Source organism: Pseudarthrobacter sp. Pseusp20 (assembly GCF_059492155.1).
This window is the reverse complement of the sequence record NZ_CP168521.1, coordinates 1,723,340-1,746,018: the sequence shown is the minus strand read 5'-3', so window position 1 is coordinate 1,746,018 and position 22,679 is coordinate 1,723,340. Positions and strand designations below refer to the sequence as shown.

The following is a 22,679-nucleotide window of genomic DNA, read 5'->3' as shown; positions in this document are numbered from 1 at the left end:
TCTGCAGGAATGCACATGCGGGGCGCTAGGCCAGGAAGCTGCTCCGGAGCTGGCTGCCCAGCTGCCCGATCTCTGTCAGGAACCCGTCGTGCCCGATCGGCGCCTGGATGACGTGCACGTCCACGTCCCCCGGCAGGGCCTGGGCCAGCTCACGGGACTGCGACGGGAAATACAGCCGGTCCGAATCCACGGCGGCCACGAAGAACCTGGCGGTGGACCTGGCCAGGGTTTCGGCCAGGGTTCCGCGGCCCCGGCAGATGTCATGGCTCATCAGCGCCTCGGTGAGGGCGATATAGCTGTTGGCGTCGAAGCGCTTCACGAGCTTGCTGCCCTGGTGGTCCAGGTAGCTTTCCACCTGGTAGCGGCCGCGGGCGGCCAGAGCCTCACCCTTCAGGGGCGACTCCGGCGCCTGGGGTTCCCGGCCGAAGCGGCCTTCCAGTTCAGCCGCGGACCGGTAGGTGATGTGGGCAATGCGCCGGGCAAGTGCCAGCCCGGCTTCCGGGCAGGGGCCGCCATAGTAGTCGCCGCCGTTGAAATGTGGGTCCTGCCGGATGGCCAGGGTCTGGGCCTGCGCGAAGGCGATCTGTTCCGCCGTGCTCGCGGCACCCACGGAGATGACGGCGCAGCGCTGCACCCTCTCCGGGTAGGTCACTGCCCATTCAAGGGCGCGGGCGCCGCCCATGGATCCGCCCAGGACAGCGAACCAGCTGCTGATGCCCAGCTGGTCAGCCAGCCGGGCCTCTGCCACCGTGCTGTCCCGCAGGGTGACCAGGGGGAAGCGGGAGCCCCAGGGGGCTCCGTCCGGGGCGGCCGAGGACGGGCCCGTGGACCCGTAGCAGCCGCCCACGATGTTGACGGACACCACGAAGAACTTGTCCGTGTCCACGGGAGCGCCGGGACCGGCCAATTGTTCCCACCAGCCTTCTTCGTCCGTGTCACCGCGGGTCACGTGGGTGCTGCCGGTCAGGGCGTGCTCGATCAGGATGGCGTTGCTGGCGTCGGCGTTGAGCGTGCCCCAGGTTTCGTAGGCCAGCGTGACGTCCGGGAGGTATCCCCCGGCTTCAAGTTCCAGCCCTCCGATGGAGGCGTAGCGGACAATTCCGTGTTCGGGGATGGTGGTTCGGGCGACGGTAACCGTCATGGCAAGACCTCTTCTACGCGCTTGCCTGCCGTCGTCTGACCGGCAGGCCAGGTCCTCACCCGGGGCACCCCACCGCGGATGGAGGGTTGCCGGCCAGCAAGCCGGGGCTGTCACTGGCACTCATGACCTGGTTCGAGTGTACGAAACACCCCCCGCTCCAGGCCAAGAGTGTGACTGGTTGTGACTTCCCCGCTTGCCGGCCCTCCCGGCGTCAGCCCTGGCGCGCTTTTAGCTCTGGGCGCCTTTGGCAGCGCGGAAACCCGCTTCCAGGTCGGCCAGGATGTCATCGATGCGCTCCAGGCCAACAGAGAGCCGGACCAGTCCCGGATTCACCCCGGCCACCGCTTGCTGCTCCGGCGAGAGCTGGCTGTGGGTGGTCGACGCCGGGTGGATGACCAGGGAGCGGACGTCGCCGATGTTGGCCACGTGGGAGTGCAGCTCCAGGGCGTCGACGAAGCGCTTGCCCGCCTCCGCTCCGCCGGCAAGGTTGAAGGCCACGACGGCGCCCGTTCCCTTGGGCCCGTACTTGCGGCCACGCTCGTACCAGGGGCTGGAGGGCAGCCCGGCGTAGGCGACGGATTCGACGTCGTCCCTTCCTTCCAGCCAGCGCGCCACTTCCGTGGCGTTGGCAATGTGGCGTTCCACCCGCAGGCTCAGCGTCTCCAGGCCCTGGGAGATCAGGAAGGCGTTGAAGGGGGAAACCGCCGAGCCAAGGTCGCGCAGCAGCTGGACGCGGGCCTTGAGGATGTAGGAGAGGTTGGCCCCCAGTGTACCGTCGGCGCCTAGGTCGCGGGCGTAGACCAGGCCGTTGTAGGTGGGGTCCGGGGTGTTGAAGCCGGGGAACCGTTCAGGGTCATTGCCGAAGTCGAATTTGCCGGAGTCCACGATCACGCCGGCAATTGCGGAGCCGTGGCCGCCCAGGTATTTGGTGGCGGAGTGGATCACGATGTCCGCACCCCACTCCAGTGGGCGGATCAGGTAGGGCGTGGACAGGGTGTTGTCCACGATCAGTGGCACGCCTGCCTGGTGGGCCACCTCCGAGATGCCTTCGATGTCCAGGACGTCCTGGCGGGGATTGGACACCACTTCACCGAAAAAGAGCTTGGTGTTCGGCTGGACGGCGTCGCGCCACTGGTCCAGGTTGTCGGGATCCTGGACGAAGGTGACCGAGATGCCGAACTTCTTCAGGGTGTGGGCGAACAGGTTGTACGTTCCGCCGTAAAGACTGGGGCTCGCCACAATATGGTCCCCCGCCTCCGCAATGTTCAGCACCGCGAACGTCTCGGCGGCCTGGCCAGAGCTCAGCAGCAAAGCGGCCAGGCCTCCCTCAAGGCTGGCGATCCGCTGTTCGACGGCATCCTGGGTGGGGTTGCCGATCCGGGTGTAGATGGGTGCAAGTTCGGCGAGGGCAAAGCGGTTGGCTGCGCTTTCGGCGCTGGGGAACACGAAGGACGTGGTCTGGTAAATGGGGAGCGCGCGGGCTCCGGTGGCACTGTCGGGCTCCTGGCCGGCATGGATCTGGCGGGTTTCGAAAGACCATCCGTTGGACATCCAAATCTCCTTTGACGTGGGCCCGGAATGCGTGGGGCAGTACGGGCCGCGCTTGCTTCCGGCTCTTGCCGGACAGCCAGGTCCTCACCCGGGGCACCCCACCGCGGGTGGAGGGTTGCCGGCCAGCGAGCCGGGGCTTGGCGCTGGCGCTCATGACCTGCGCCCAGTCTAGGAACGGGGTAGTCGCCGTGGACAGCATTGTGACGAACAAGGTCGCCCTGCATGGCTTTCGAGCCGCCACAGGTGGGCCGCCCCGCACCCGGCCGGGGACGCCGCCGTCGTCCTTCTTGCCCATGTTCCCGGCCCTTTTCCCGGCCGCCTTTCCAGTAAGGGTACCCTTAGCTGAGAGCCGGATCACAAAGTGCCAAGATGTTGCCATGCGCATGGATCACGTCTCTTACGCCTGTGAACAAGATGGCCTCGCGGCCACTACCGAACGTATTTCATCTGCCCTCGGCGTTGAGGCAGTGAAGGGCGGGGTGCACCCCCGGTTCGGAACCCGGAATATGATCATCCCGCTCGCCGGGCACAAGTACCTGGAAGTCGTAGAGGTCCTGGACCACCCGGCTTCGGACAAGGCACCGTTCGGACAGGCAGTGCGTGCCCGTTCCGCGGCCGGTGGTGGCTGGATGGGCTGGTGCGTCGAAGTGGACGACCTCGCCCCGTTCGAGGCACGCCTTGGCCGCGCCGCGGTGAACGGCAACCGCAAGTTCCCGGACGGCCGGGAGCTGGTCTGGAAACAGATTGGCATCCTTGGCCTTATCGCCGATCCCCAGGTGCCGTACATGCTCAAGTGGGAAGGCGACCCGGCACTGCACCCGTCCAACGCCTACCCCAGCAACCTTAAGATGAGCTGCCTGACCATCGCCGGCTCCGCGTCCCGCGTGACCGAGTGGCTGGGTGAACCGGTGGAGAAGCCGCTTGAGGACGTTGCGGTGGAGTGGGTCGCCCCGCACGGAACTCCGGGCATCCTGTCGGTCACGTTTGAAACCGCCAACGGAGCCGTCACCATCTGACGCTCCACCCCAGCCTCCCGGAATGTCCGGGAGGGGGTTCGCCGGGCCAGTACCCGGATCAGCTTCGGCCGCCATCAGGTGGTGACAACGGCGTCACTACCCGATGGCGGCCGAATTCATTTAAGTGGCTGCTTCCTACATCGCTGCGATCCAGGTCTGAATGTCGGTGCCTCGCTGGATGATGTGGGTATGGGAATCGGCACGGATGTTGGGGTGGTGTTGGAGGGTGTTTCTGCCTCTGTTGCTGCCCTCGATGCGCTGGACCGTGAGGATCATTTCCTTGCCGCCGGGTCCGGTGTTGGCGCTGACGTGGATGTGCTGCAGCGGCGGTATGAGCTCCGGCTGGAACGGCTGGAGGCAGTCTCCCGGGTCGAGGCTCAGCTCGCGGCGGTGAAAGCCCTGGACGCGGCAGAAGCGGTCGAGATCCAGCAGGCACTGCTTGCCCCCGACGCCCCGGTGAATGAGCGTATGTTTTCGGAGACGTCAACGGTGGAGGAGATCGCCGGTGTCCTGACTGTCAGTTCGGCGGCCGCGGGTGCTTTGGTGGAACAGTCCCGGCTCGTGTGTTCCCTGCCGCCGCTCCTGGGCGCCCTGTCAGCCGGTGCCGTGTCGTGGCAGCATGCCAGGATTGTCGCCGATGCAACCGAGGGGCTCACCCCTGACGGGGCTGCTGCCTTGGTGGCGCACTTCTTCGACCCCGCCGCCCCCAACCCCGCCCGCGGCGCCGCGCCCGGTGAACTTGTCCCTGCCCGGTTCCGCGCCAAGGTCCGCGCCTGGCGGGAACGCCACCACCCCGAAACCCTCGAAAAACGCCACGCCAAAGGCGTCGCGGACCGGCGGATGGAATACACCCCGGACCGCGACGGCATGGCCTGGCTCTCGCTCTACCTCCCCGGCGACACCGCCTGCGCCATCTGGAACCGCACCACCGCCACCGCCCGCGGCCTCCAAGGCCCTAACGAGCCCCGCACCCTCACCCAACTCCGCCCCGACATCGCAGCATCACTCCTCCTCGGCGCAGGAACCACCACGGCCACGGGTGATCCTGCGGGAACAACTACCGGGAGTAGCGGTGATGTTGGAAAGGTCCCCACCCCGCGGGCCGATGTCCTGGTCACCGTCCCGGTGTTCGCGCTGCTCGGGCTGACCGATGAGCCGGCGGTGCTGGACGGCCTGGGCCCGATCCCGGCGTCGATGGCGCGGACGCTTGTCGCGGACGGGGCGGAGTCGTTCTACCGCGTCCTGGTCGACCCCCGCGACGGGGCACCACTGGAGATCGGACGCACCCGCTACCGGCTCCCCGAAACCATCAAACAATGGATCCGCATGCGGGACGGAAAATGCACCTTCCCCGGCTGCACCAACCACACCCCCGACAACCACACCGACCATGGCACAGCCTGGGACCACGGCGGCAGAACAGCCGTCCGGAACCTGGCGCAGCTTTGCCCCAAACATCACCGTTTGAAGCACGCCCGCACCTGGAACCCGGATCCCGCGACGGAACACGGACCACCCGGCTGGACCTCACCCACAGGCCGCCACTACAACCCCGAACACCAAGACCCCCAACCAACCCACTGGCCGCCAGGAATAGTGCCGCTTGCCGCCGTTCCAGCCTGGCCGGATCCGGAAATGGAGGAATCCGAAATGGATCCGGAAGTGGAGGAGCTTGAAATGGAGGAACCCGACGGCGACAACCTGCTGGACCCGGAGGACCTTTGCGCTGCTGATGCCCTCTGGGACGACTTCTACGCGAAACCCTTCGTGTTGCCACCAGACCCACAAGCAGACTGGCCGTTGCTGCTGACGCTGATGTGACAGCAACAAGCATGGCTGGAGTCGCCCAGGCTGGTGTCCAGGGTCCTACCCCAACCCCATGGCTTTGCCGAACAGGCTGAAGCCAACGAAGGCCACGATATCCAGCAGGGCGTGGGCGATGACCAGTGGCATGACCCGGCGGGTCCGGGTGTACAGCCAGGCAAAGACCACGCCCATCACGGCGTTGCCAATGAAGGGACCAAAGCCTTGGTAAAGGTGGTAGCTGCCGCGCAGCACGGAGCTCGCCGCAATGGCCAGCGGCATGCTCCAGCCGAACTTGCCAAAGCGGTCCAGGAGGTAGCCCACCACAATGACTTCCTCAAGCACGGCGTGCCGCATGGCGGACAGGATGAGCACAGGCACGGTCCACCAATAGGCATCCAGGGCGCTGGGGATGATGGCGGTGGTAATTCCGAGCGCCCGGCCGGCCGCATAGAGACCCAGCGAGGGTATGCCGATCAGTCCAGCCAGTCCGAGGCCCTGGAGCAGATCCCTGCCGGGCCGGGCAAAATTGAACCCCAGTTTCTGAAAGGCAGAGCGGGAGTTGCCCGCCTCGCCCGGCACTGCCTGGCGCTGGTCCGTCAGGAAGTAGAAGACCAGCAGCACGGGCACCAGCGCAAAGATGATGTCCAGCAGCTGATATGTGAGGTCGAAGTATTCGCGGGTGCTCTGGGAGCGGTTCAGGGTGGACGTGCCCTCGGCAAGCGGGGCACGTGTCATCTTGTCCAGCAGCTGCACCACGGAGTAGACAGCCGACTGGCCCAGGGACAGGCCCAGGACGATCCATACTTCGAGCCGAAGGCGACGGCGGGAGGGAACCAGCATGTTCCCATCTTGCCTTCAGTTTCTGGATCCGGCCTGATGGAGCGGCTGGTGTCCGCAGTCACAAGCGGGCAGCGGTGCGCCGCCGGAGGAGCCCGGTGCCGGCAGTTCGGGTCAGGCGGGCGCGACAATCACTTCCGTGCCGTTGGCTTCAAAGGCAGCCTTGTCGCGGGGCGAGATGCCGGCATCGGTGATCAGCCGGGTGAAGTTGTAGCCGTCCATGGTGGCGAAGGCCCGCACGCCCACTTTGGAGGAATCGGCCAGGACGTAGGACACCCTGGCCCTGCTGGCCAGCAGCGCATTGACGGAGGCCTCCCCCTCCCCCGTGTTGGTGGGCCCGACTTCGGGATCGATGCCGTTGACGCCGATGAAGGCGATGTCCAGCACCACCTTCTGCATGATGATGTCCGTATAGGGTCCCACCAGTTCATAGGACCGCGGGTTGAGGATTCCACCGGTCACCATCACCTTGATGTTGGGCCGTACGGCCAACTGGCCCGCGATGTTGATGGCATTGGTAACCACGGTGAGGGTGGGCTGGTTGGAGGGGGCGTTCAGGTCTTCCCGGGTGGCCAGGATCTGGGCGAGCGCTGTGCTGGTGGTCCCTCCGCACAGGCCAATCACAGCGCCGGGCCGGATCAGCGCCGAGGCGCACTGCGCGATTTGTTCCTTGGCTTCGGCGTGGTCGTCGCGGTTGTAGCGGCCGGGGAGGTCGTAGGCCAGGGCACCGGTGGTGGCGCCGCCGCGGGTACGCGTCAGCAGCCGGCGTTTGGCGAGGCTGTCCAGGTCACGCCGAGCGGTGGCCGGGGATACGTTGAGGGTGCTGACAATCTCGTCGACCTCCACCTGGCCGGTTCTGGCCAGCAGGTCAAGAATCGCGGTCAGCCGGTCAGTGCGCGTCATGCAAGCGGGGCCTTTCCGTACATCAGCCACCACGATCGATGACGTTTCCTGATTATAACTCAAGGAAAACAGTCAGGAACAATCAAAAAACGGTATGGACCTACCGCTCCCTGGCTCCGGCCCGCCACACAGCGTACGTTAATGGCATGCCGGGACGGTAAGCGAGATGCGTTGCGGACGGGGCGTTGAGCAGGTGCAGGTCGGCGCGGTGCCCGACGGCGATGGACCCCACGGCGCGTTCACCGTCCGCATCGCGCCCGCTTTCCTTGTGCAACGCCAGTGCGCCGCCATAGGTGGCGGCGCGGACGGCCTCATACACGCTCAGGTGCATCTGGAGGACGGCGGTGGTGACGCAGAATGCCATGGAACTTGTATACGACGTTCCGGGATTGCAGTTGGAAGCGAGCGCCACCTGCACACCGGCGTCGAGAAGCGTGCGGGCTGGGGCCAGCGGCTGGCGGGTTGAGAGGTCGCAGGCCGGGAGGCAGGTGGCCACAGTGCCCCGCTCGCCTGTGCCGGTGGCGGGGTCCCACCCGGACCAGGAAGCCGCAAGGGACTTCACGTCCTGCCCTGCCAGGTAGTTGACGTGGTCCACGCTGGCGGCCGCCATCTCCACGGCAAGCTGCACGCCGGGGCCCTCACCCAGCTGGTTGCCGTGCACGCGCAGGCCCAGTCCGGCTTCGCGGCAGGCCGTCAGCACGCGGCGGGACTGTTCGGCTGTAAACGCGCCCTCCTCGCAGAAAACGTCGGCCCACTGGACGTAGGGGCGGACGGCATCAAGCATCGGTCCGCAGACCAGGTCTGTGTACTCCTCCGGGTCCTGTCCGGCAGGAACCAAGTGGGCGCCCAGGTAGGTCACTTGGTCCGCCACGCCGGCGGCGATACGCGCGCTGCGGGCCTCGTTCCCGATATCCAGGCCGTAGCCGGTCTTCGTTTCCAGGTAAGTGGTCCCCTGCGAGACTGCCTCGGCAACCCGGCCCATGGCCAGGCGGGTGAGGTCAAAGTCCGACGTGGAACGCGTGGCGTTCATGGTGACGGCGATGCCTCCGGCAGCGTACGCCTCCCCCGCCATCCGTGCTTCGAATTCCGCGGTACGGTCCCCGGCGAACAGCAGGTGGCTGTGGGAGTCCACCCATCCGGGGAGCATGGCGCGGCCGCCGGCGTCGATGGCTTCGTCCGCCGCCGGGGCCTCGGCCGCGGCGCCGATCCACGAGATCCGTTCGCCCTCGACCACTACCGCCGCGTCCTTCAGGACCCGGTGTTCAAGGTCCTGGGTCATCAGCTCGGCAATATTGGTGATCAGGGTGCTCATTGAACCATTCTTCAGCGTCGGATGGACCAGCGGCTGGCAGCAAGGGCCCGCGCTGTCCGGGATTCCGGACCGTCGGCGGCGGCACCTCCGGACGCTCCCTGGCCGGCGAGGATCTGGTCAGCCGCCAGCTCAGCCATCGCAGCGGAGGTCTGGAAGCCGTAGCCGCCCTGCCCCACGAGCCAGTAGAAGCCGGGGGCTTCGGCATCGAAGCCCGCCACCGGAACCCCGTCGGCGGCCTCAGTGCGCAGGCCGGTCCAGGCGCGGCGGATTCCCGTGATCCCCAGGCTGGTGATGGAGTTCAGCTTTTCCACCAGGCGCTCCACGTCGCCTGGCCGGGGCCGCGCGTCCTCGGGGCCACTGGGCACGGTTTCGGACGGCGAAACCAGGACGTCGTCACCGTCAGGGCGGAAGTAGAAGGTATTGTCCGCGGCCGCCACCATCGGGGTGGCGGCAGGCAGGGGGCGTTCGACGGCGGCAATCGCCGCAGTGCGCCGGTACGGCTGCAGCCCCAGCTTCTCGACGCCGCTGATAACTGCGAGCTCATCAGCCCATGCACCGGCTGCATTGACCAGGACGCCGGCTTCAAAGCCCTCGGCCCCGGCACCTACCTGCCATCCGGAACCCAGCCGTTGCGCGGAATGCACCCGTGCGCCGGTGATGATATCGGCTCCGGCCTCGAGTGCCTGTTTGCGGTGCGTGTCCAGGAGCAGGGGCGCGTTGCAGCCAAACGAGCCAGTATCCAGTCCGGCGGCGGCGAAGGTTCCCGGGAGCAGGGCCGGGCACAGCTCAAGCGCGCGGTCAACGGCGATGGGCTGCATGTGCCCGCTGGATTCCGCGGCAACATCGGCCTCGGAGCCGATCAGCATGAAGCTGCGCGGCGTCAGGACCGGTTCCGGCAGTTCCGCGTCCCGCGCCGTGATCAGTTCCAGGGTCCGGAGCGTGAGTTCCTGCACCACGGGAGGGCCGTAGCTCGGGATCAGCTGCCGGGCGGAGCGGGAGGACGTGTGGTACGCCAGCTCCTGCTCCGCCTCCACCAGTGCCACGCTGCAGCGGCCGGCCAGCGCGGAGGCCAGGGACAGGCCGGCAATGCCGCCGCCCACGATCAGGACATCGTAATGTGCTGCCATCCGTCCATCCTTGCAGAGTTCGTGGCCGGTGGAACTTTCGTCAGGCTGCTGCTTCGGCGCGGCTGGCGACGAAGGCACGAACGCACGCTTCGACGTCGTCCGCTGAATGGGCGGCGGACAGCTGCACCCGGATCCTCGCGGCACCGCGCGGAACCACGGGGAAGCTGAAGGCGGTGACGAAGACGCCGTGCTGCAGCATCCGGTCGGCAACCTTGGCGGCCATCACGGCATCGCCGAACATCACCGGCACGATGGCGTGTTCGCCGGGCAGCAGGTCGAAGCCCTCCCCGGTCATGCGGCGGCGGAACAGTTCGGCGTTTTCGAAGAGACGGCGGCGCAGGTCGGCCGAGTTTTCCACCAGGTCCAGAGCCTTGAGGGTGGCGGCCACAATGGCGGGAGCCACCGAGTTGGAGAACAGGTAGGGGCGCGCCTTCTGCCGCAGCATGGCAATGATCTCCCTGCGGCCGGACACGTAGCCGCCTGACGCCCCGCCCAGGGCCTTGCCGAAGGTGCCGGTGTAGATGTCCACGCGGGAGGACACGCCGGCGTGTTCGGGGGTGCCCGCGCCGGTGGCGCCCATGAAGCCCACGGCGTGGGAGTCGTCCACCATCACCAGGGCGCCGTACTTTTCGGCGAGGTCGCAGATGGCCTCGAGCGGAGCCAGGTAGCCGTCCATTGAAAACACGCCGTCGGTGACGATGATCTTCCGGCGGGCGTCCTGCGCCTCCTGCAGGCGGGCCTCGAGCTCGGCCATGTCCTGGTTGGCGTAGCGGTAGCGGCGCGCCTTGCACAGCCGGATGCCGTCGATGATGGAAGCGTGGTTGAGGGCGTCCGAAATGACCGCATCCTCGGACCCGAAGAGGGATTCGAAGACGCCGCCATTGGCGTCGAAGCAGCTTGAGAACAGGATGGTGTCCTCGGTACCCAGGAAAGCGGAAACCCTGGCCTCGAGTTTGAGGTGCAGGTCCTGGGTTCCGCAGATGAAACGGACGCTGGCCATGCCGAAGCCGCGCTCGTCCATGGCGGCCTTGGCGGCATTGATGATGTCCGGGTGGTCGGCCAGGCCCAGGTAGTTGTTGGCGCAGAAGTTCAGCACGTCGGCACCCGGCGCGCCGATCTGTCCGGCGGTGATGTGGCTGGACTGCGGCGAACTGATGCTGCGTTCGGTCTTGTAGAGCCCGGCGGTGCGGATTTCCTCCAGCTCGTCGCGAAGCTGGTCCTTGATGGAGGTGTACATGGGTTTCCTTACAGTCGGGTCCAGTCGAGGACTACTTTGCCGCCCACGCCGCTGCGGGCAATGTCGAAGCCCTTCTCCCAGTCCGTGGCGGGAAGCGTGTCCGTGACCACGGCGGAGATGCCCGCATGGAGCACGGGGTTGGATGAGAGCATGGCGCTCATGGCGTACCAGGTTTCGTACATCTCCCGGCCATAGATGCCCTTCAGGGTCAGCATGTGGGTGACCACCTTGCCCCAGTCGATGATGATTTCCTGGCTGGGCAGCCCCAGCATGGCGATCCGGCCGCCGTGGTTCATGTTGTCGATCATCTCAGGCAGGGCGGAGGGGTGGCCGGACATTTCCATTCCGACGTCGAAGCCTTCGCGCATGCCGAGCTCGCGCTGGGCGTCGCGGACCCGGGTGGTGGAGACATCGATGGCGAGGTCGGCCCCGAGCTGCCGGGCCAGGTCCAGCCGGGGCCGGGAGACGTCGGTGATGGCGATCTTGCGGGCTCCGGCGTGGCGGGCGACGGCGACTGCCATCAGGCCAATGGGGCCGGCCCCGGTGATGAGGACGTCCTCCCCCACCAGCGGGAAGCTCAGTGCGGTGTGCACGGCGTTGCCGAAGGGGTCGAAGATGGCGCCAAGTTCGGGCGTGACGGAGGGGTCGTGGTGGACCCACGCGTTGGTCTCGGGGATCACCACGTACTCGGCGAAAGCCCCGTCGCGCTGGACCCCCACGCTGACCGTGTGGATGCACATCTGGCGGCGTCCTGCGCGGCAGTTCCGGCAAATGCCGCACACAACGTGGCCTTCCCCGGAGACCCTGTCGCCAACCTTGACTTCGCGGACGTCTTCGCCCACCTCCACCACTTCGCCGTAGAACTCGTGGCCGGCGATGAGGGGCGCTTCGATGATCCCCTGGGCCCAGGAGTCCCAGGACTGGATGTGCAGGTCCGTGCCGCAGATCCCGGTGGTCATGACCCGGATCTTCACGTCCGCCGGACCGGCCTCCGGCTCGGGCCTGTCGACGAGTTCGAAACCGGCCTGCGGGCCGGGCTTGTACAGGGCCTTCATTGGCGTCCTTACTTCTTGGCATTCAGATCTGGAGGTCTTGTCCTCCTCATTGAAGCCTCGGCGAAGCGTTAGCACAACAGGAATTTTCTCAATCAACGATTTAGGAATTGCTAATGATTAGACTGGCAGGGTGGAGATACATCAGCTGGAGATCCTGCGTGAACTGGGCGCCCTGGGGAGCGTGAAGGCCGTAGCAGACACCCTCATGGTGACCCCGTCTGCGGTCTCGCAGCAACTGGCCCACCTGCAGCGAACAGTCGAGGTGCCGCTGACACGCAAGGAGGGCCGGAACCTGGTGCTTACGGAAGCCGGCCAGGTGCTCGCCGACGCAGGCGCCGCCGTCGTCAGCGCCATGGCCGACGCCCGCGGAGCCCTGGGCACCTACCACCACTCGCCGGCCGGCCGGGTGACGCTCAGCGGCTTCCACAGTGCCGGGCAGGCGCTGTTCGCGCCGCTGGCGCGCATGCTGGACCGGCCGGAACACCCCCGGATCGAACTGTCCGATGAGGATGTTGCCCAGCAGGACTTCCCTGCCCTCACCGCCCGATACGACCTGGTCCTGGCGCACCGCATGGACCACAGTCCCCGCTGGCCCGCGGAACGTGTGGCCGTGATCCCGCTGGCGCACGAGCCCCTGGACGTGGCACTGCCCGCCGGCCACCCGTTGGCCCAAAAAGATACGGTCACGGCGGACGACGTCGGCGCCGAGGCCTGGGTGACCAGCCACCCCGGCTACTCCCCCGCCGATGTCCTGTCTGCCGTCGCTGCCGTGTCCAGCCGGGAGCCAAACATCGTCCACCGCATCAACGACTACTTCACGGTGGCGGCGCTCGTGGCCGCGGGCGGCGTGGTGGGGCTGCTGCCCAGGTACACGGCAGGGCCGGTCCTGAATCCGGGCATTGTGCTGCGGCCCCTGGAAGGCATCAGCACGCGCCGCAGGATAGACCTGCTGGCCAGGCCGGAAAACCTGAAACGGCGGGCGGTGGTGATGGTCTGCGAGGCGCTGGAGGACATCATGGCCGGGCTGGTGCGGCAGGGCTGACCTGGGCTCAACCCGCGCTGGAGGGGCAGCTCAAGGGGCAACCGGACGCTATGCCCCTTCGTCGTCCTGGTGGTTCCCGTTGCCCATCTTGTGTCCAAGGCCGTGGCCGCGTCCCAATCCAAGGCCAGGCCCGTCACCGGCACCCTTCACGATCCGTTTGGCTGCTGCCTTGTCCCCGTCCTTGGTGCCGGAGATGCGTACTGTGTCCCCGGCGGCGATGTCTGCGGTGGTTCCGTCCGTCGGCTTAAGCCGCTGGCCGTCGTCGCCTGTTGGAAACATGGTGATCCTGGTATCGGCGTTGACGGCGTAGGTCTGGGAGTAGCCGTCCTCGCTTTTGACGGTGATGGCCGAATCGCTGACCGATTCCACCGTCCCACGCTGTTCCAGGACGGTCTGGAACGTGCCGTCGGCGCTCTTGACCACGCCCTCGCCGTGGAGTGCCTGCGGACGTTGGGCCTTCTTGTCCTGCTTGTCCTGTTGGTCCTTCTTGTCCTGCTGGCCGGGTGCAGAGTCTTTGCCGGGTGCAGTGTCTTTGCCTGGTGCCGTTTGCGAGGGCGACGGCGTCGGCGTGCCCGTGGCGGACCACGCCAGGGCCGTCCCTGTACCCGTCAACGCCAGTGCCACTGCCCCGGCAAGCAATGCCTTGCGCGCCCTCATCGGTTCCCTTGCCACCATGGTTGTTCCTCCCGCACGCCGCCGGGGCACCAGCGCCCCGTGGGCTCAAGTGTAAGTCCGCCGCGGACGCGCAGCCACGGGTACTTTCAGCCGGCGGCACCTGAGTACTTAAAGCCCAACTGGGTCGCAGTTAATGTCGTTATCAGCGCTCAAAACGACATCTGCTGCGACCCAGTTGGGTATCGGAGTGCTAGACGGTGACGCCCAGCTTCTCCAGGATCAGTTCCCGGACTCGGGCGGCGTCGGCCTGTCCGCGGGTGGCCTTCATGACCCCGCCCACGATGGCGCCGATGGCCTGGACCTTACCGCCGCGGATCTTGTCCGCGACGTCGGGCTGGGCAGCGAGTGCGGCATCGATGGCTTCCAGGAGGGGGCCGTCGTCGGAAACCACGGCGAGTCCGCGCTTCTCGACGATCTCTTCGGGGGTGCCTTCGCCGGCGAGCACGCCGTCCAGCACTTCCGTTGCCATCTTGTTGTTGATCTTGCCGGCCTCCACCATGCGGTTGAGCTCCACGATGGTGGCAGGCTGGACGCCCAGCTGGCCGGGGTCGACGTCGGCGGCCTTGGCGCGGCCCACGATCTCGCCCATCCACCACTTGCGGGCCACGGACGCGGACGCGCCGGCCGCGATGGTTTCCTCGATCTCGTCCAGGACGCCGGCGTTCACCACGTCGCGGAATTCCAGGTCAGAATAGCCCCAGTCGGCCTTAAGCCGCTTGCGGCGCTCGGCCGGCGGTTCTGGCAGCGTGGCGCGCAGTTCCTCCACCCATTCACGGGACGCCACCACGGGGACCAGGTCCGGTTCCGGGAAGTAGCGGTAGTCGTCCGCGTCCGACTTGGGCCGGCCCGACGTGGTGGTGCGGGTGTCCTCGTGCCAGTGCCGGGTCTCCTGGACAACGGGATTGCCGGAGTCCAGGACGGCGGCGTGGCGCTGGATCTCGTAGCGGACGGCGTGCTCGACGGCGCGCAGCGAGTTCACGTTCTTGGTTTCGGACCGGATACCGAACCGTTCCCGGCCGTGCGGGCGGAGCGAGACGTTGGCGTCGCACCGCACGTTGCCGCGTTCCATGCGGGCATCGGAGACGCCAAGGTTCTTGACGATCTCGCGGATGGCGGCCACGTAGGCCTTGGCCAGTTCCGGGGCGCGGGAGCCGGCGCCCTCGATGGGCTTGGTGACGATTTCCACCAGCGGGACGCCGGCACGGTTGTAGTCCACCAGCGAAAAGTCGGCGCCGTGGATGCGGCCGGTGGCACCGCCCATATGGGTCAGCTTTCCGGCGTCCTCCTCCATGTGAGCGCGCTCGATCTCCACGCGGAACACGGTGCCGTCCTCCAGTTCCACGTCCAGGTAGCCGTCGTACGCGATGGGCTCGTCGTACTGGGAGGTCTGGAAGTTCTTGGGGGTGTCCGGGTAGAAGTAGTTCTTCCGGGCAAAGCGGCAGGATTCGGCGATCTTGCAGTTCAGCGCCAGGCCGATCTTGATGGAGGACTCCACCGCCGTCTTGTTGACCACGGGCAGCACGCCGGGCATGCCCAGGTCCACCTCGTTGACGTTGGTGTTGGGCTCGTCGCCGAAAACGTTGGGTGCGGAGGAGAACATCTTGGTCTTGGTGTTGAGCTCCACATGGACCTCAAAGCCCAGGACGGGGTCGTACTTCTCCATGGCCTCTTCGAAGCTCAGGATTGCCTCGGTGTTCATTATTTTGCCTCCTGGGCTTCGAGGGTACCGGCTGCGGCAAGGTCGGGAGCCTGGGCCAGCAGCGGGCCGCCCCACTTGGCTTCGAGCAGCGATTCCAGGACCGCGCCAACCCGGTAAAGGCGGGCGTCCTCGCGGGCCGGGGCCAGCAGCTGGATGCCGACGGGAAGTCCGTCCTCGTCGGCCAGGCCGCCGGGCAGTGACAGGCCGGGAACACCTGCCAGGTTGGCGGGGATGGTGGCGACGTCGTTCAGGTACATGGCCAGCGGATCGTCCAGCTTTTCCCCGAGCGGGAAGGCCGTGGTGGGGGCGGTGGGTGAAATCAGGACGTCGGCCTGTTCAAAGGCGGCGTCAAAGTCCCGCTGCACCAGGGTGCGGACCTTCTGGGCCGAGCCGTAGTAGGCGTCGTAGTAGCCGGCGGACAGGGCGTAGGTGCCCAGGATGATGCGGCGCTTGACCTCGTCGCCGAACCCGGCGGCGCGGGTGGCACCCATGACGCGTTCAATGGTCATGGGCCCGTCCTCGGGGAGGACGCGCAGGCCGTACCGGACGCCGTCGAACTTGGCCAGGTTGGAGGAGGCCTCGGACGGCATGATCAGGTAGTAGGCGCCCAGGGCGTACTGGAAGTTGGGGCAGGAGACCTCCACGATCTCCGCGCCGGCATCCTTGAGCAGCTCCAGGGCGTCGTTGAAGCGGTTTTCGACGCCGGCCTGGTAACCCTCGCCGTGAAGTTCCTTGATGATGCCGATCCGCAGGCCATCGACGTTGCCGGTCTTCGCGGCAGCCACGAGGTCTGCCAAGGGGTCCGGCAGCGACGTGGAGTCGCGGGGATCGTGGCCGCCGATGACCTGGTGCAGCAGGGCGGAGTCCAGCACGGTGCGGGTGACCGGGCCGATCTGGTCCAGCGAGGAGGCCATGGCGATGGCACCGTAGCGGGAGACGCTGCCGTAGGTGGGCTTCACGCCAACGGTTCCCGTGACGGCACCGGGCTGGCGGATGGAGCCACCGGTGTCCGTTCCCAGGGCGAGGGGCGCTTCGAAGGCGGCAACCGCCGCAGCCGAGCCACCGCCGGAGCCGCCGGGGATCCGGTCCAGGTCCCAGGGGTTGCGGGTGGGGCCGTAGGCCGAGTGCTCGGTGGAGGAGCCCATGGCGAATTCGTCCAGGTTGGTCTTGCCAAGGATGGGCATCTTCGCGGCGCGCAGGCGCTCCACCACGGTGGCGTCGTACGGGCTGTGCCAGCCTTCGAGGATTTTGGACCCTGCAGTGGTGGGCTGGCCGATGGTGACGATGAGGTCCTTGACGGCGATGGGGACGCCGGCCAGGACGTGCAGGGCCTGGGCCTCAGCACCGCCGGCGGCGCGGATGGCGTCCACCTCGGCGGCGACGGCGAGCGCTTCCTCGGCGTTGACGTGCAGGAAGGCGTTGACCTTGCCGTCGACGGCGGCGATGCGGTCCAGGTAGGCCTGGGTAACTTCGACGGCGGTGACCTCGCCGGCGTGGAGCTTTTCGGCCAGCTGCGCGGCGGACAGCCGGATCAGGGTGTCGGCGCTGGTGCCGGCGGTGTTGTGTTCAGTCATGGTTATGCCTCATCCAGGATGGCCGGGACCTTGAAACGGTTGTCATCGGAATCCGGGGCGCCGGAGAGTGCCTGTTCCGCCGTGAAGGTGTGTCCAACAACGTCGTCGCGGAACACGTTGGTGAGCGGAATGGGATGGGACGTGGCCGGGACGTCATCCCCGGCGGCCTCACTGACGGACTTGACCGAATCGACGATGACGGCGAGCTCGCCGGCCATCCTGTCCAGCTCTTGGGCACTCATCTCGATGTGAGCGAGCCGCGCGAGATGCGCGACGTCGTCACGGTTGATCGCAGCCATGGATCTCCCCTGCAAAGTTCGGATTGTTTTCCGATCCAGTCTAGTGCGGAAACGCAGATGCCCGTCTGACGGCCCCCAGCGGGCGTCAGACGGGCACCTTACTTACCCGGTCCTGCCTCGGGGACAGGAGCGCGGGCAGCTAAAGACTAACCGATACCAATGGCTCCAGTCAGCAGCCCGACGCCGAGCATTACCAGGGAGATGACGGCAGTGCGCCACAGGACCTTCTTGTGGTGGTCACCGAGGTCCACCTTGGCCAGCGAAACCAGCAGCAGGATGGCAGGGACCAGCGGGCTCTGCAGGTGGAACGGCTGGCCGGTGATGGAGGCACGGGCCATGTCAGCGGCGCCAACGCCGTAGTGGGCGGCGGTCTCGCTCAGCACCGGCAGTACGCCGAAGTAGAAGGCGTCGTTGCTCATGAAGAACGTCATGGGGATGCTCAGGATGCCGGTGATGACCGCCATGAACGGGCCCATGGAGGACGGGATGATCTGGACGAGCCATGCGGACATCGCTTCCACCATGCCGGTGCCCTTGAGGACGCCGGTGAGGACGGCTGCGGCCATGACCATGCTGACGACGGCAACGATGGAGGGGGCGTGGGCGATCAGCTGGGCGCCCTGGTCCTTGACCTTGGGGAAGTTGACCAGCAGGGCGACCGCGGCGCCCACCATGAAGACGAACGGCAGCGGGATGATGTTGGCTACGAGCACCACCATGACGGCGACGGTCAGGGCCAGGTTGAACCAGAACAGCTTGGGGCGAAGGGTGGAGCGGTTCGGGTCAAGGGCGGTGTCGGTGAGTCCGGCGCCGCTGTCCTCAAGGAGGGTGTCGGCGCGGTCCAGTACGGCCACGGAGGATCCTGCCGGGGAGCCGTCGACGGCGGGGGCTGCTCCGCCGGGGTTGCCCTGGCGTCCGCGGCCGGTTCCGGCACCCGTGCCGCCGGTTCCGCCGGCGGAGGCACCGCCGTCGGACATTCCGTCAAACCCTGCCGCCGTCTCCGGGACGCCCCAGATTTCCGGAGCGGTGGCACGGAGGCGGTTGCGCTCCTGCAGGCCCAGCAGCCAGGCGAAGGCGAACACGACCACCAGGCCGGCCACCAGGGACGGGATCATGGGGACGAAGACGTCATTGACGTCGATCTTCAGGGCGGTGGCGGCGCGGGCGGTGGGGCCGCCCCACGGCAGGATGTTCATGGTGCCGTTGGCCAGGCCGGCCACGCAGGTGAGGACCACGGGGCTCATCTTGAGGCGCAGGTAGACCGGCAGCATGGCGGCCGTGGTGAGGATGAACGTGGTGGACCCGTCGCCATCCAGCGACACGGCGGCCGCCAGGATGGCGGTGCCCAGGACAACCTTGGCGGGGTCGTTGCCCAGCTTGCGGAGGATGAACTTCACCAGCGGGTCAAAGAGCCCGACGTCGATCATCAGGCCGAAGTAGATGATGGCGAACATCAGCAGCGCCGCGGTGGAGGTCATGGACTTCATGGAGTCCATCACCATGTTGCCGATGCCGAGGCCGGCGCCGGCAAAAAGGCCAAAAACAGTAGGGACAATGATCAACGCCAGCACTGGCGTCAACTTCTTCGTCATGATCAGCACCATGAATACCGCGATCATGGCGAATCCAAGTATTACCAGCACAGCCGGCTCCTTCTTGTGAACAGCACCACAGCGTTGTGATGCGTGCTACAGACTGTAGGGTGGCGTCCGTCACGGCAGTGCCTTTGGCTCAATTGATTGGCATACTGCTTATTGGGAGCATTTTGCTCATTGTGCTCACGGGCCTGATGCGCTGAAACCACCGGCTCGGCCGCACCCGCATCCTACGCAAGAACACCCCTGCCAATACACTGCCAATACACCGTCAAGGAGGATGAATGCAGCGTTCCGCACCCCGGCCGCCGCTGCGGTTTTCCACCCAGACGCTGCTGCTGCAGCTGGCGGTGGTGCTGCTGGTGGTGCTGCTCAGCGCCACCGTGCATGCCTGGCTGACGTACGACCGGGTTGGCAGCGACGCCGAAAACCAGGCCCTGACGCTGGCGCGCACCGTTGCCTCGGATCCGCAGGTCAGGGCCGACGTGCTGGCCATCAGTGAACAGCCCGGCACTCCCCCGCCCGGCGAGCTTCTGGCCGGGCCGCTCCAGTCAGCAGCCGAGGCAGCGCGGACCCGGACCGGAGCGCTGTTCGTGGTGATCACCGACGAAACCGGGATCAGGCTGGCCCATCCCGATCCCCAGCGGCTGGGTGAGAAAGTCAGCACGGACCCGTCCGAGGCGCTGTCCGGCCAGGAAATCACCACCCGGAACACCGGAACCCTGGGCCCCTCCGCGGGCGCCAAGGTTCCCGTGTATGCGCCCGGCAGCACCACGGTGGTGGGTGAGGTGAGCGTGGGCTACTCCATGGAGACGGTGGCCCAGAGCGTGGCCCGCGACATCGGGCCGGTGGCGCTGACGGCCGCGGGTGCCCTGCTGGCCGGGATCCTGGGGTCCTTCCTGCTGCGCCGCCGCCTGCAGCGGCTCACCCTTGGCCTGGAGCCGGAAGAGATCAGCACGCTGGTCCACGACCAGGTGGCGGTGCTGCAGGGCGTGGACGACGGCGTCATCGGCGTCAGTGCCGACGGCCGGGTGAGCGTCTTCAACGCCGCGGCGCAGCGCCTGCTGGAGTTGCCGGATCTGTCCGGCACCCGGTGGGAGGATGCCCCGGTTCCGGAGCAGCTGAAGTCCCTTACGCGGACCGCGGCCGGCGCTGTGGCAGTTCCAGGCGCTGTGGCAGTTCCAGGCGCCGCCGGTCCGGCCGTGGATGCGCTGGAACTGGTGGCCGGCGGCCGGGTCCTGGTGGCGAACGCCCGCAAGGCGCTGCACCACCGGGAGGACCTGGGCTGGGTGATCATGCTGCGGGACCGCACCGAGCTGCAGCAGCTGACCCGCCAGTTGGACGCCGTGGGAACCATGTCCACCGCACTGCGTGCCCAGCGGCACGAGTTCGCCAACCAGCTGCACACCCTGGCCGGCTTCCTGGGCATCGGGCAGCACCAGGAGGCACGGGACTACCTTGCCCGGTTGGCCGCCACCGGTCCGCTGAAGTTCCCGGTGGACCAGGCGGAACTGTTACAGGACCCGTATCTCCAGGCCTTCGTCGGCGCCAAGGGCGTGGAGGCGGACGAGCGCGGCGTTGCGCTCCGCATCGGCCCGGAGACCCTGGTCAGGGGGCAGGTCACCGAAGCCCAGGACGTGACCACGGTGCTGGGCAACCTGATCGACAACGCCGTCAACGCCGCCGTTGCCGGGTCATCAACGGAGCGCTGGGTTGAGCTTGAGGTCCTGGATGAGCCGGCCGACGACGGCGGAACGCTGCATATCGTGGTGGCGGACTCGGGTGACGGGCTGGCAGAAGGCACAGACGCGGAGGGCGTGTTTGCCGAGGGTTTCACCACGGCCTCCGGCCCTGTCCGGGCAGGTGGCGGACAGGGCTTCGGACTGGCTCTCGCGCGCCAGCTGGCACGGCGCCGCGGCGGCGACGTGAAAGTGCTGGAGCGCGGAACCAAGGGCGGGCCGGGCGCCGTGTTCATGGCGACCCTTCCGCAGACGACGGCGGGAAAGCCCGCCGCCGCAACCCCGGGGGCAGCCGGAAAGGATGAGAATGGCTGACGATTTTCGGGTCCTGATCGTGGACGACGACTTCCATGTGGCCAAGCTCCACGCAACGTATGTCGACTCGGTGGCAGGGTTCCTGGCGCTGGCGCCCGTGGGCACTGCCTCCCTGGCACTGCAGGCCATCCACAGCCTGCGGCCGGACCTGGTGCTGCTGGACGTGTACCTGCCGGATGCATCGGGCCTGGACCTGCTGCAGCAACTGGATGTGGACACCATCATCCTCAGCGCCGCCTCCGATGCCTCGTCCCTCCGGGTGGCGTTCCGCCGGGGAGCGCTGGGATACCTGCTCAAGCCCTTCACTGCGGAGTCGCTGTCCCAGCAGCTGCGCTCCTATGCCCGGTACCGGCGCCTCCTGGGCCAGCCGGGGGCACTGGACCAGGAGGCGGTGGAACGTGCAAAACGTTCCCTGATTCCGGGTGATGTCACGCCGTCGTCGAAACCCCGCTCCGCCACCGAAGCGGCAGTGCTGGAGTCCCTGGCCCCCGGTGAGCAGTACTCGGCCGCGGAAGTGGCCTCCCGGGTGGGCGTCTCCCGGGCAACCGCCCAGCGGTACCTGTCCTCCCTGGCCGACGACGGCGCGGTGGACATCCAGCTCCGCTACGGCACCACCGGCAGGCCGGAACACCGGTACGGCCTGCCGGCGCGGTAATCCAGGGAGAGCGTCAGGCAGCTTTCTGGGCGACGAGTTCGATCTCGACAAGCATCTTCGGATCCAGGAACGGCAGCACGTGGACCAGGGAGAGGGTGGGGCGGATGTCACCGAACACCTCGCCGTGCGCCCGGCCGGCCTCTTCCCATTTGCTGATGTCCGTCAGGTACAGCTTGGACTGCACAACGTCCTCGTAGCCGAAGCCGGCGTCGGCCAGGACCTTGCCGAGTTTCTGCAGGATGTACTGGGTCTGGGTGTAGAAGTCGTCCCCCACGATCCCGTCGTCACCGCTTGCCGCGGTTGCGGAAATGTAGAGGGTGTCGTCCACCTGGACGGCACGGGAGTAGCCGAGGGTCTGTTCCCAGACGGATCCGCTGCCGAAGGTTTTGCGCATGGGTGGCCTTTCAAAGCTGGAATGGGTCGCCACCACTGTAGGGCTGCTACAGGTCGCGCCGGTAAACCAGCAGTTTTGTGTCGGTTCCGGGAACGAACCAGTCCCGTTCAGCCACCCGGTGGAAGCCGGTCCTGCGGTACAGGCCGTGCGCGCTTTCCCAGTCTTTCCCCGTGGTCAGGGCCACCGCGCGGATGCCTGGAAGGGTACGGGCATAATCGATGATTGCCTCCACCATGGCCCGGCCGGCGCCGCTGCGCTGGACGGCAGGGTCCACTACCAGCATGCGGAATTCCAGCTCGTCCGGCAGGGCAATGTCCGCGTAGGGTTCCCCGGCGAGCGCCAGCGTGACGGAGCCGATGACGGTTCCCTCCCGTTCGGCTACCCAGATGGTGGCCTGTTGGGCCCGTTCAGCAACGTCCATGATCTTGACCATGTACGGATGGGCGGGGTCGTCGAAGTAGCCTGCGGAGAGATAGGAGTCGCCGGTGATCCGGGCGATGGCCGGGAAGTCGGCTTCGACGGCGGGACGGATGGTTGGCTGCTGCTGCACCCGTCAATGGTAGTGGCGGCCCGGCCCCGGTTCCGGCGGAAACGCGCTTTCCGTGATCGAACTATCAGAACCGGTGAGCGGTACCAGTGCAGTACCAGTGCAGTACCAGTGGGCAGTGCCGGTGTTGCAGTGCCGGTGTTGCAGAGCCAGTGTTGCA

General features: G+C 67.0%; 20 protein-coding genes and 2 riboswitches. Of the genes, 5 read left to right on the top strand and 15 right to left on the bottom strand.

Features of this window, described 5'->3' with window-relative positions; genetic code table 11:
* Positions 1 to 25: 25 nt before the first annotated feature.
* Positions 26 to 1,141, bottom strand: a complete 1,116-nt coding sequence (metX, locus tag ACEN9K_RS08065) for a homoserine O-acetyltransferase MetX (protein WP_144600399.1) — start codon at positions 1,139 to 1,141, stop codon at positions 26 to 28.
* A gap of 12 nt (positions 1,142 to 1,153) precedes the next feature.
* Positions 1,154 to 1,269, bottom strand: a riboswitch (SAM riboswitch).
* A 100-nt stretch (positions 1,270 to 1,369) separates the two neighbouring features.
* Positions 1,370 to 2,692, bottom strand: a complete 1,323-nt coding sequence (locus ACEN9K_RS08060; protein WP_495635520.1) for a bifunctional o-acetylhomoserine/o-acetylserine sulfhydrylase — start codon at positions 2,690 to 2,692, stop codon at positions 1,370 to 1,372.
* Positions 2,693 to 2,735: 43 nt separating this feature from the next.
* Positions 2,736 to 2,850: riboswitch (SAM riboswitch) on the bottom strand.
* 219 nt (positions 2,851 to 3,069) lie between these two features.
* On the opposite strand from ACEN9K_RS08060, the gene ACEN9K_RS08055 reads away from it, so the two are divergent.
* Together ACEN9K_RS08055 and ACEN9K_RS08050 are read left to right on the top strand one after the other, a co-directional pair.
* Positions 3,070 to 3,708: a VOC family protein gene (locus tag ACEN9K_RS08055; RefSeq protein WP_026266126.1), complete on the top strand. Its 639-nt coding sequence runs from the start codon at positions 3,070 to 3,072 to the stop codon at positions 3,706 to 3,708.
* A 189-nt stretch (positions 3,709 to 3,897) separates the two neighbouring features.
* On the top strand, positions 3,898 to 5,529 hold the full coding sequence (locus tag ACEN9K_RS08050) for an HNH endonuclease signature motif containing protein (RefSeq protein ID WP_495635519.1): 1,632 nt from the start codon (positions 3,898 to 3,900) through the stop codon (positions 5,527 to 5,529).
* Between the two features lie 45 nt (positions 5,530 to 5,574).
* Here ACEN9K_RS08050 and ACEN9K_RS08045 read toward each other — a convergent pair whose 3' ends face one another.
* The 6 genes from ACEN9K_RS08045 to tdh all read right to left on the bottom strand — a co-directional run bounded on the left by ACEN9K_RS08045 (position 5,575) and on the right by tdh (position 11,985).
* Positions 5,575 to 6,354, bottom strand: coding sequence for a CPBP family intramembrane glutamic endopeptidase (locus tag ACEN9K_RS08045; RefSeq protein WP_056391015.1), 780 nt, complete (start codon positions 6,352 to 6,354; stop codon positions 5,575 to 5,577).
* A gap of 111 nt (positions 6,355 to 6,465) precedes the next feature.
* A complete protein-coding gene (locus tag ACEN9K_RS08040; RefSeq protein ID WP_018771901.1) occupies positions 6,466 to 7,254 on the bottom strand; it encodes a DeoR/GlpR family DNA-binding transcription regulator in 789 nt (262 codons plus the stop codon).
* Between the two features lie 100 nt (positions 7,255 to 7,354).
* Positions 7,355 to 8,566, bottom strand: coding sequence for an imidazolonepropionase (hutI, locus tag ACEN9K_RS08035; RefSeq protein ID WP_495635518.1), 1,212 nt, complete (start codon positions 8,564 to 8,566; stop codon positions 7,355 to 7,357).
* A gap of 11 nt (positions 8,567 to 8,577) precedes the next feature.
* Positions 8,578 to 9,693: an NAD(P)/FAD-dependent oxidoreductase gene (locus ACEN9K_RS08030; protein ID WP_495635517.1), complete on the bottom strand. Its 1,116-nt coding sequence runs from the start codon at positions 9,691 to 9,693 to the stop codon at positions 8,578 to 8,580.
* Between the two features lie 40 nt (positions 9,694 to 9,733).
* Positions 9,734 to 10,930 carry a glycine C-acetyltransferase gene (locus ACEN9K_RS08025; RefSeq protein ID WP_134164498.1) on the bottom strand — a complete coding sequence of 399 codons (1,197 nt, stop codon included), beginning with the start codon at positions 10,928 to 10,930 and terminating at the stop codon, positions 9,734 to 9,736.
* A gap of 8 nt (positions 10,931 to 10,938) precedes the next feature.
* A complete protein-coding gene (gene tdh / locus ACEN9K_RS08020; RefSeq protein ID WP_134164499.1) occupies positions 10,939 to 11,985 on the bottom strand; it encodes an L-threonine 3-dehydrogenase in 1,047 nt (348 codons plus the stop codon).
* Between the two features lie 130 nt (positions 11,986 to 12,115).
* Here tdh and ACEN9K_RS08015 point away from each other — a divergent pair, with 130 nt between their 5' ends.
* The gene (locus tag ACEN9K_RS08015; protein ID WP_018771896.1) at positions 12,116 to 13,027 is read left to right on the top strand and encodes a LysR family transcriptional regulator; all 912 of its coding nucleotides are present in this window, start codon (positions 12,116 to 12,118) and stop codon (positions 13,025 to 13,027) included.
* A 48-nt stretch (positions 13,028 to 13,075) separates the two neighbouring features.
* On the opposite strand, the gene ACEN9K_RS08010 is transcribed toward ACEN9K_RS08015, so the two are convergent.
* The 5 genes from ACEN9K_RS08010 to ACEN9K_RS07990 form a co-directional block, all read right to left on the bottom strand.
* Positions 13,076 to 13,702 (bottom strand): DUF5666 domain-containing protein, encoded by a 627-nt coding sequence (locus ACEN9K_RS08010; RefSeq protein ID WP_495635516.1) that lies wholly within the window; start codon positions 13,700 to 13,702, stop codon positions 13,076 to 13,078.
* Between the two features lie 190 nt (positions 13,703 to 13,892).
* Positions 13,893 to 15,401 carry an Asp-tRNA(Asn)/Glu-tRNA(Gln) amidotransferase subunit GatB gene (gene gatB / locus ACEN9K_RS08005; RefSeq protein ID WP_018771894.1) on the bottom strand — a complete coding sequence of 503 codons (1,509 nt, stop codon included), beginning with the start codon at positions 15,399 to 15,401 and terminating at the stop codon, positions 13,893 to 13,895.
* On the bottom strand, positions 15,401 to 16,975 hold the full coding sequence (gatA, locus tag ACEN9K_RS08000) for an Asp-tRNA(Asn)/Glu-tRNA(Gln) amidotransferase subunit GatA (protein ID WP_495635515.1): 1,575 nt from the start codon (positions 16,973 to 16,975) through the stop codon (positions 15,401 to 15,403). Before gatA ends, gatB begins: the two co-directional genes overlap by 1 nt.
* A 2-nt stretch (positions 16,976 to 16,977) precedes the next feature.
* Complete coding sequence (gene gatC, locus ACEN9K_RS07995) at positions 16,978 to 17,274, bottom strand: Asp-tRNA(Asn)/Glu-tRNA(Gln) amidotransferase subunit GatC (protein ID WP_268002848.1); 297 nt, start codon at positions 17,272 to 17,274, stop codon at positions 16,978 to 16,980.
* 146 nt (positions 17,275 to 17,420) lie between these two features.
* On the bottom strand, positions 17,421 to 18,917 hold the full coding sequence (locus ACEN9K_RS07990; protein WP_268002847.1) for a CitMHS family transporter: 1,497 nt from the start codon (positions 18,915 to 18,917) through the stop codon (positions 17,421 to 17,423).
* A 236-nt stretch (positions 18,918 to 19,153) separates the two neighbouring features.
* Between ACEN9K_RS07990 and ACEN9K_RS07985 the strand changes: the two genes are divergently transcribed.
* Both ACEN9K_RS07985 and ACEN9K_RS07980 read left to right on the top strand, forming a co-directional pair.
* The gene (locus ACEN9K_RS07985) at positions 19,154 to 20,923 is read left to right on the top strand and encodes a sensor histidine kinase (protein WP_495635514.1); all 1,770 of its coding nucleotides are present in this window, start codon (positions 19,154 to 19,156) and stop codon (positions 20,921 to 20,923) included.
* A complete protein-coding gene (locus tag ACEN9K_RS07980) occupies positions 20,916 to 21,578 on the top strand; it encodes a response regulator (protein WP_018771890.1) in 663 nt (220 codons plus the stop codon). Before ACEN9K_RS07985 ends, ACEN9K_RS07980 begins: the two co-directional genes overlap by 8 nt.
* A gap of 13 nt (positions 21,579 to 21,591) precedes the next feature.
* Here the strand turns inward: ACEN9K_RS07980 and ACEN9K_RS07975 are convergent, their stop codons facing one another.
* A complete protein-coding gene (locus tag ACEN9K_RS07975; protein WP_056390984.1) occupies positions 21,592 to 21,972 on the bottom strand; it encodes a RidA family protein in 381 nt (126 codons plus the stop codon).
* Positions 21,973 to 22,018: 46 nt separating this feature from the next.
* Positions 22,019 to 22,522, bottom strand: a complete 504-nt coding sequence (locus tag ACEN9K_RS07970) for a GNAT family N-acetyltransferase (RefSeq protein ID WP_134164504.1) — start codon at positions 22,520 to 22,522, stop codon at positions 22,019 to 22,021.
* Positions 22,523 to 22,679: the final 157 nt, after the last annotated feature.

Excerpts from the sequence above, each read along its gene's own strand:
- ACEN9K_RS08055 (WP_026266126.1), top strand. The coding sequence starts at position 3,070 with ATGCGCATGGATCACGTCTCTTACGCCTGTGAACAAGATGGCCTCGCG.
- ACEN9K_RS08040 (WP_018771901.1), bottom strand. The coding sequence starts at position 7,254 with ATGACGCGCACTGACCGGCTGACCGCGATTCTTGACCTGCTGGCCAGA.
- ACEN9K_RS08050 (WP_495635519.1), top strand. The coding sequence starts at position 3,898 with ATGGGAATCGGCACGGATGTTGGGGTGGTGTTGGAGGGTGTTTCTGCC.
- ACEN9K_RS08025 (WP_134164498.1), bottom strand. The coding sequence starts at position 10,930 with ATGTACACCTCCATCAAGGACCAGCTTCGCGACGAGCTGGAGGAAATC.
- ACEN9K_RS08045 (WP_056391015.1), bottom strand. The coding sequence starts at position 6,354 with ATGCTGGTTCCCTCCCGCCGTCGCCTTCGGCTCGAAGTATGGATCGTC.
- ACEN9K_RS08030 (WP_495635517.1), bottom strand. The coding sequence starts at position 9,693 with ATGGCAGCACATTACGATGTCCTGATCGTGGGCGGCGGCATTGCCGGC.
- gatC (WP_268002848.1), bottom strand. The coding sequence starts at position 17,274 with ATGGCTGCGATCAACCGTGACGACGTCGCGCATCTCGCGCGGCTCGCT.
- ACEN9K_RS08060 (WP_495635520.1), bottom strand. The coding sequence starts at position 2,692 with ATGTCCAACGGATGGTCTTTCGAAACCCGCCAGATCCATGCCGGCCAG.
- hutI (WP_495635518.1), bottom strand. The coding sequence starts at position 8,566 with ATGAGCACCCTGATCACCAATATTGCCGAGCTGATGACCCAGGACCTT.
- gatB (WP_018771894.1), bottom strand. The coding sequence starts at position 15,401 with ATGAACACCGAGGCAATCCTGAGCTTCGAAGAGGCCATGGAGAAGTAC.
- ACEN9K_RS07975 (WP_056390984.1), bottom strand. The coding sequence starts at position 21,972 with ATGCGCAAAACCTTCGGCAGCGGATCCGTCTGGGAACAGACCCTCGGC.
- gatA (WP_495635515.1), bottom strand. The coding sequence starts at position 16,975 with ATGACTGAACACAACACCGCCGGCACCAGCGCCGACACCCTGATCCGG.
- tdh (WP_134164499.1), bottom strand. The coding sequence starts at position 11,985 with ATGAAGGCCCTGTACAAGCCCGGCCCGCAGGCCGGTTTCGAACTCGTC.
- metX (WP_144600399.1), bottom strand. The coding sequence starts at position 1,141 with ATGACGGTTACCGTCGCCCGAACCACCATCCCCGAACACGGAATTGTC.
- ACEN9K_RS07980 (WP_018771890.1), top strand. The coding sequence starts at position 20,916 with ATGGCTGACGATTTTCGGGTCCTGATCGTGGACGACGACTTCCATGTG.
- ACEN9K_RS07985 (WP_495635514.1), top strand. The coding sequence starts at position 19,154 with ATGCAGCGTTCCGCACCCCGGCCGCCGCTGCGGTTTTCCACCCAGACG.
- ACEN9K_RS08010 (WP_495635516.1), bottom strand. The coding sequence starts at position 13,702 with ATGGTGGCAAGGGAACCGATGAGGGCGCGCAAGGCATTGCTTGCCGGG.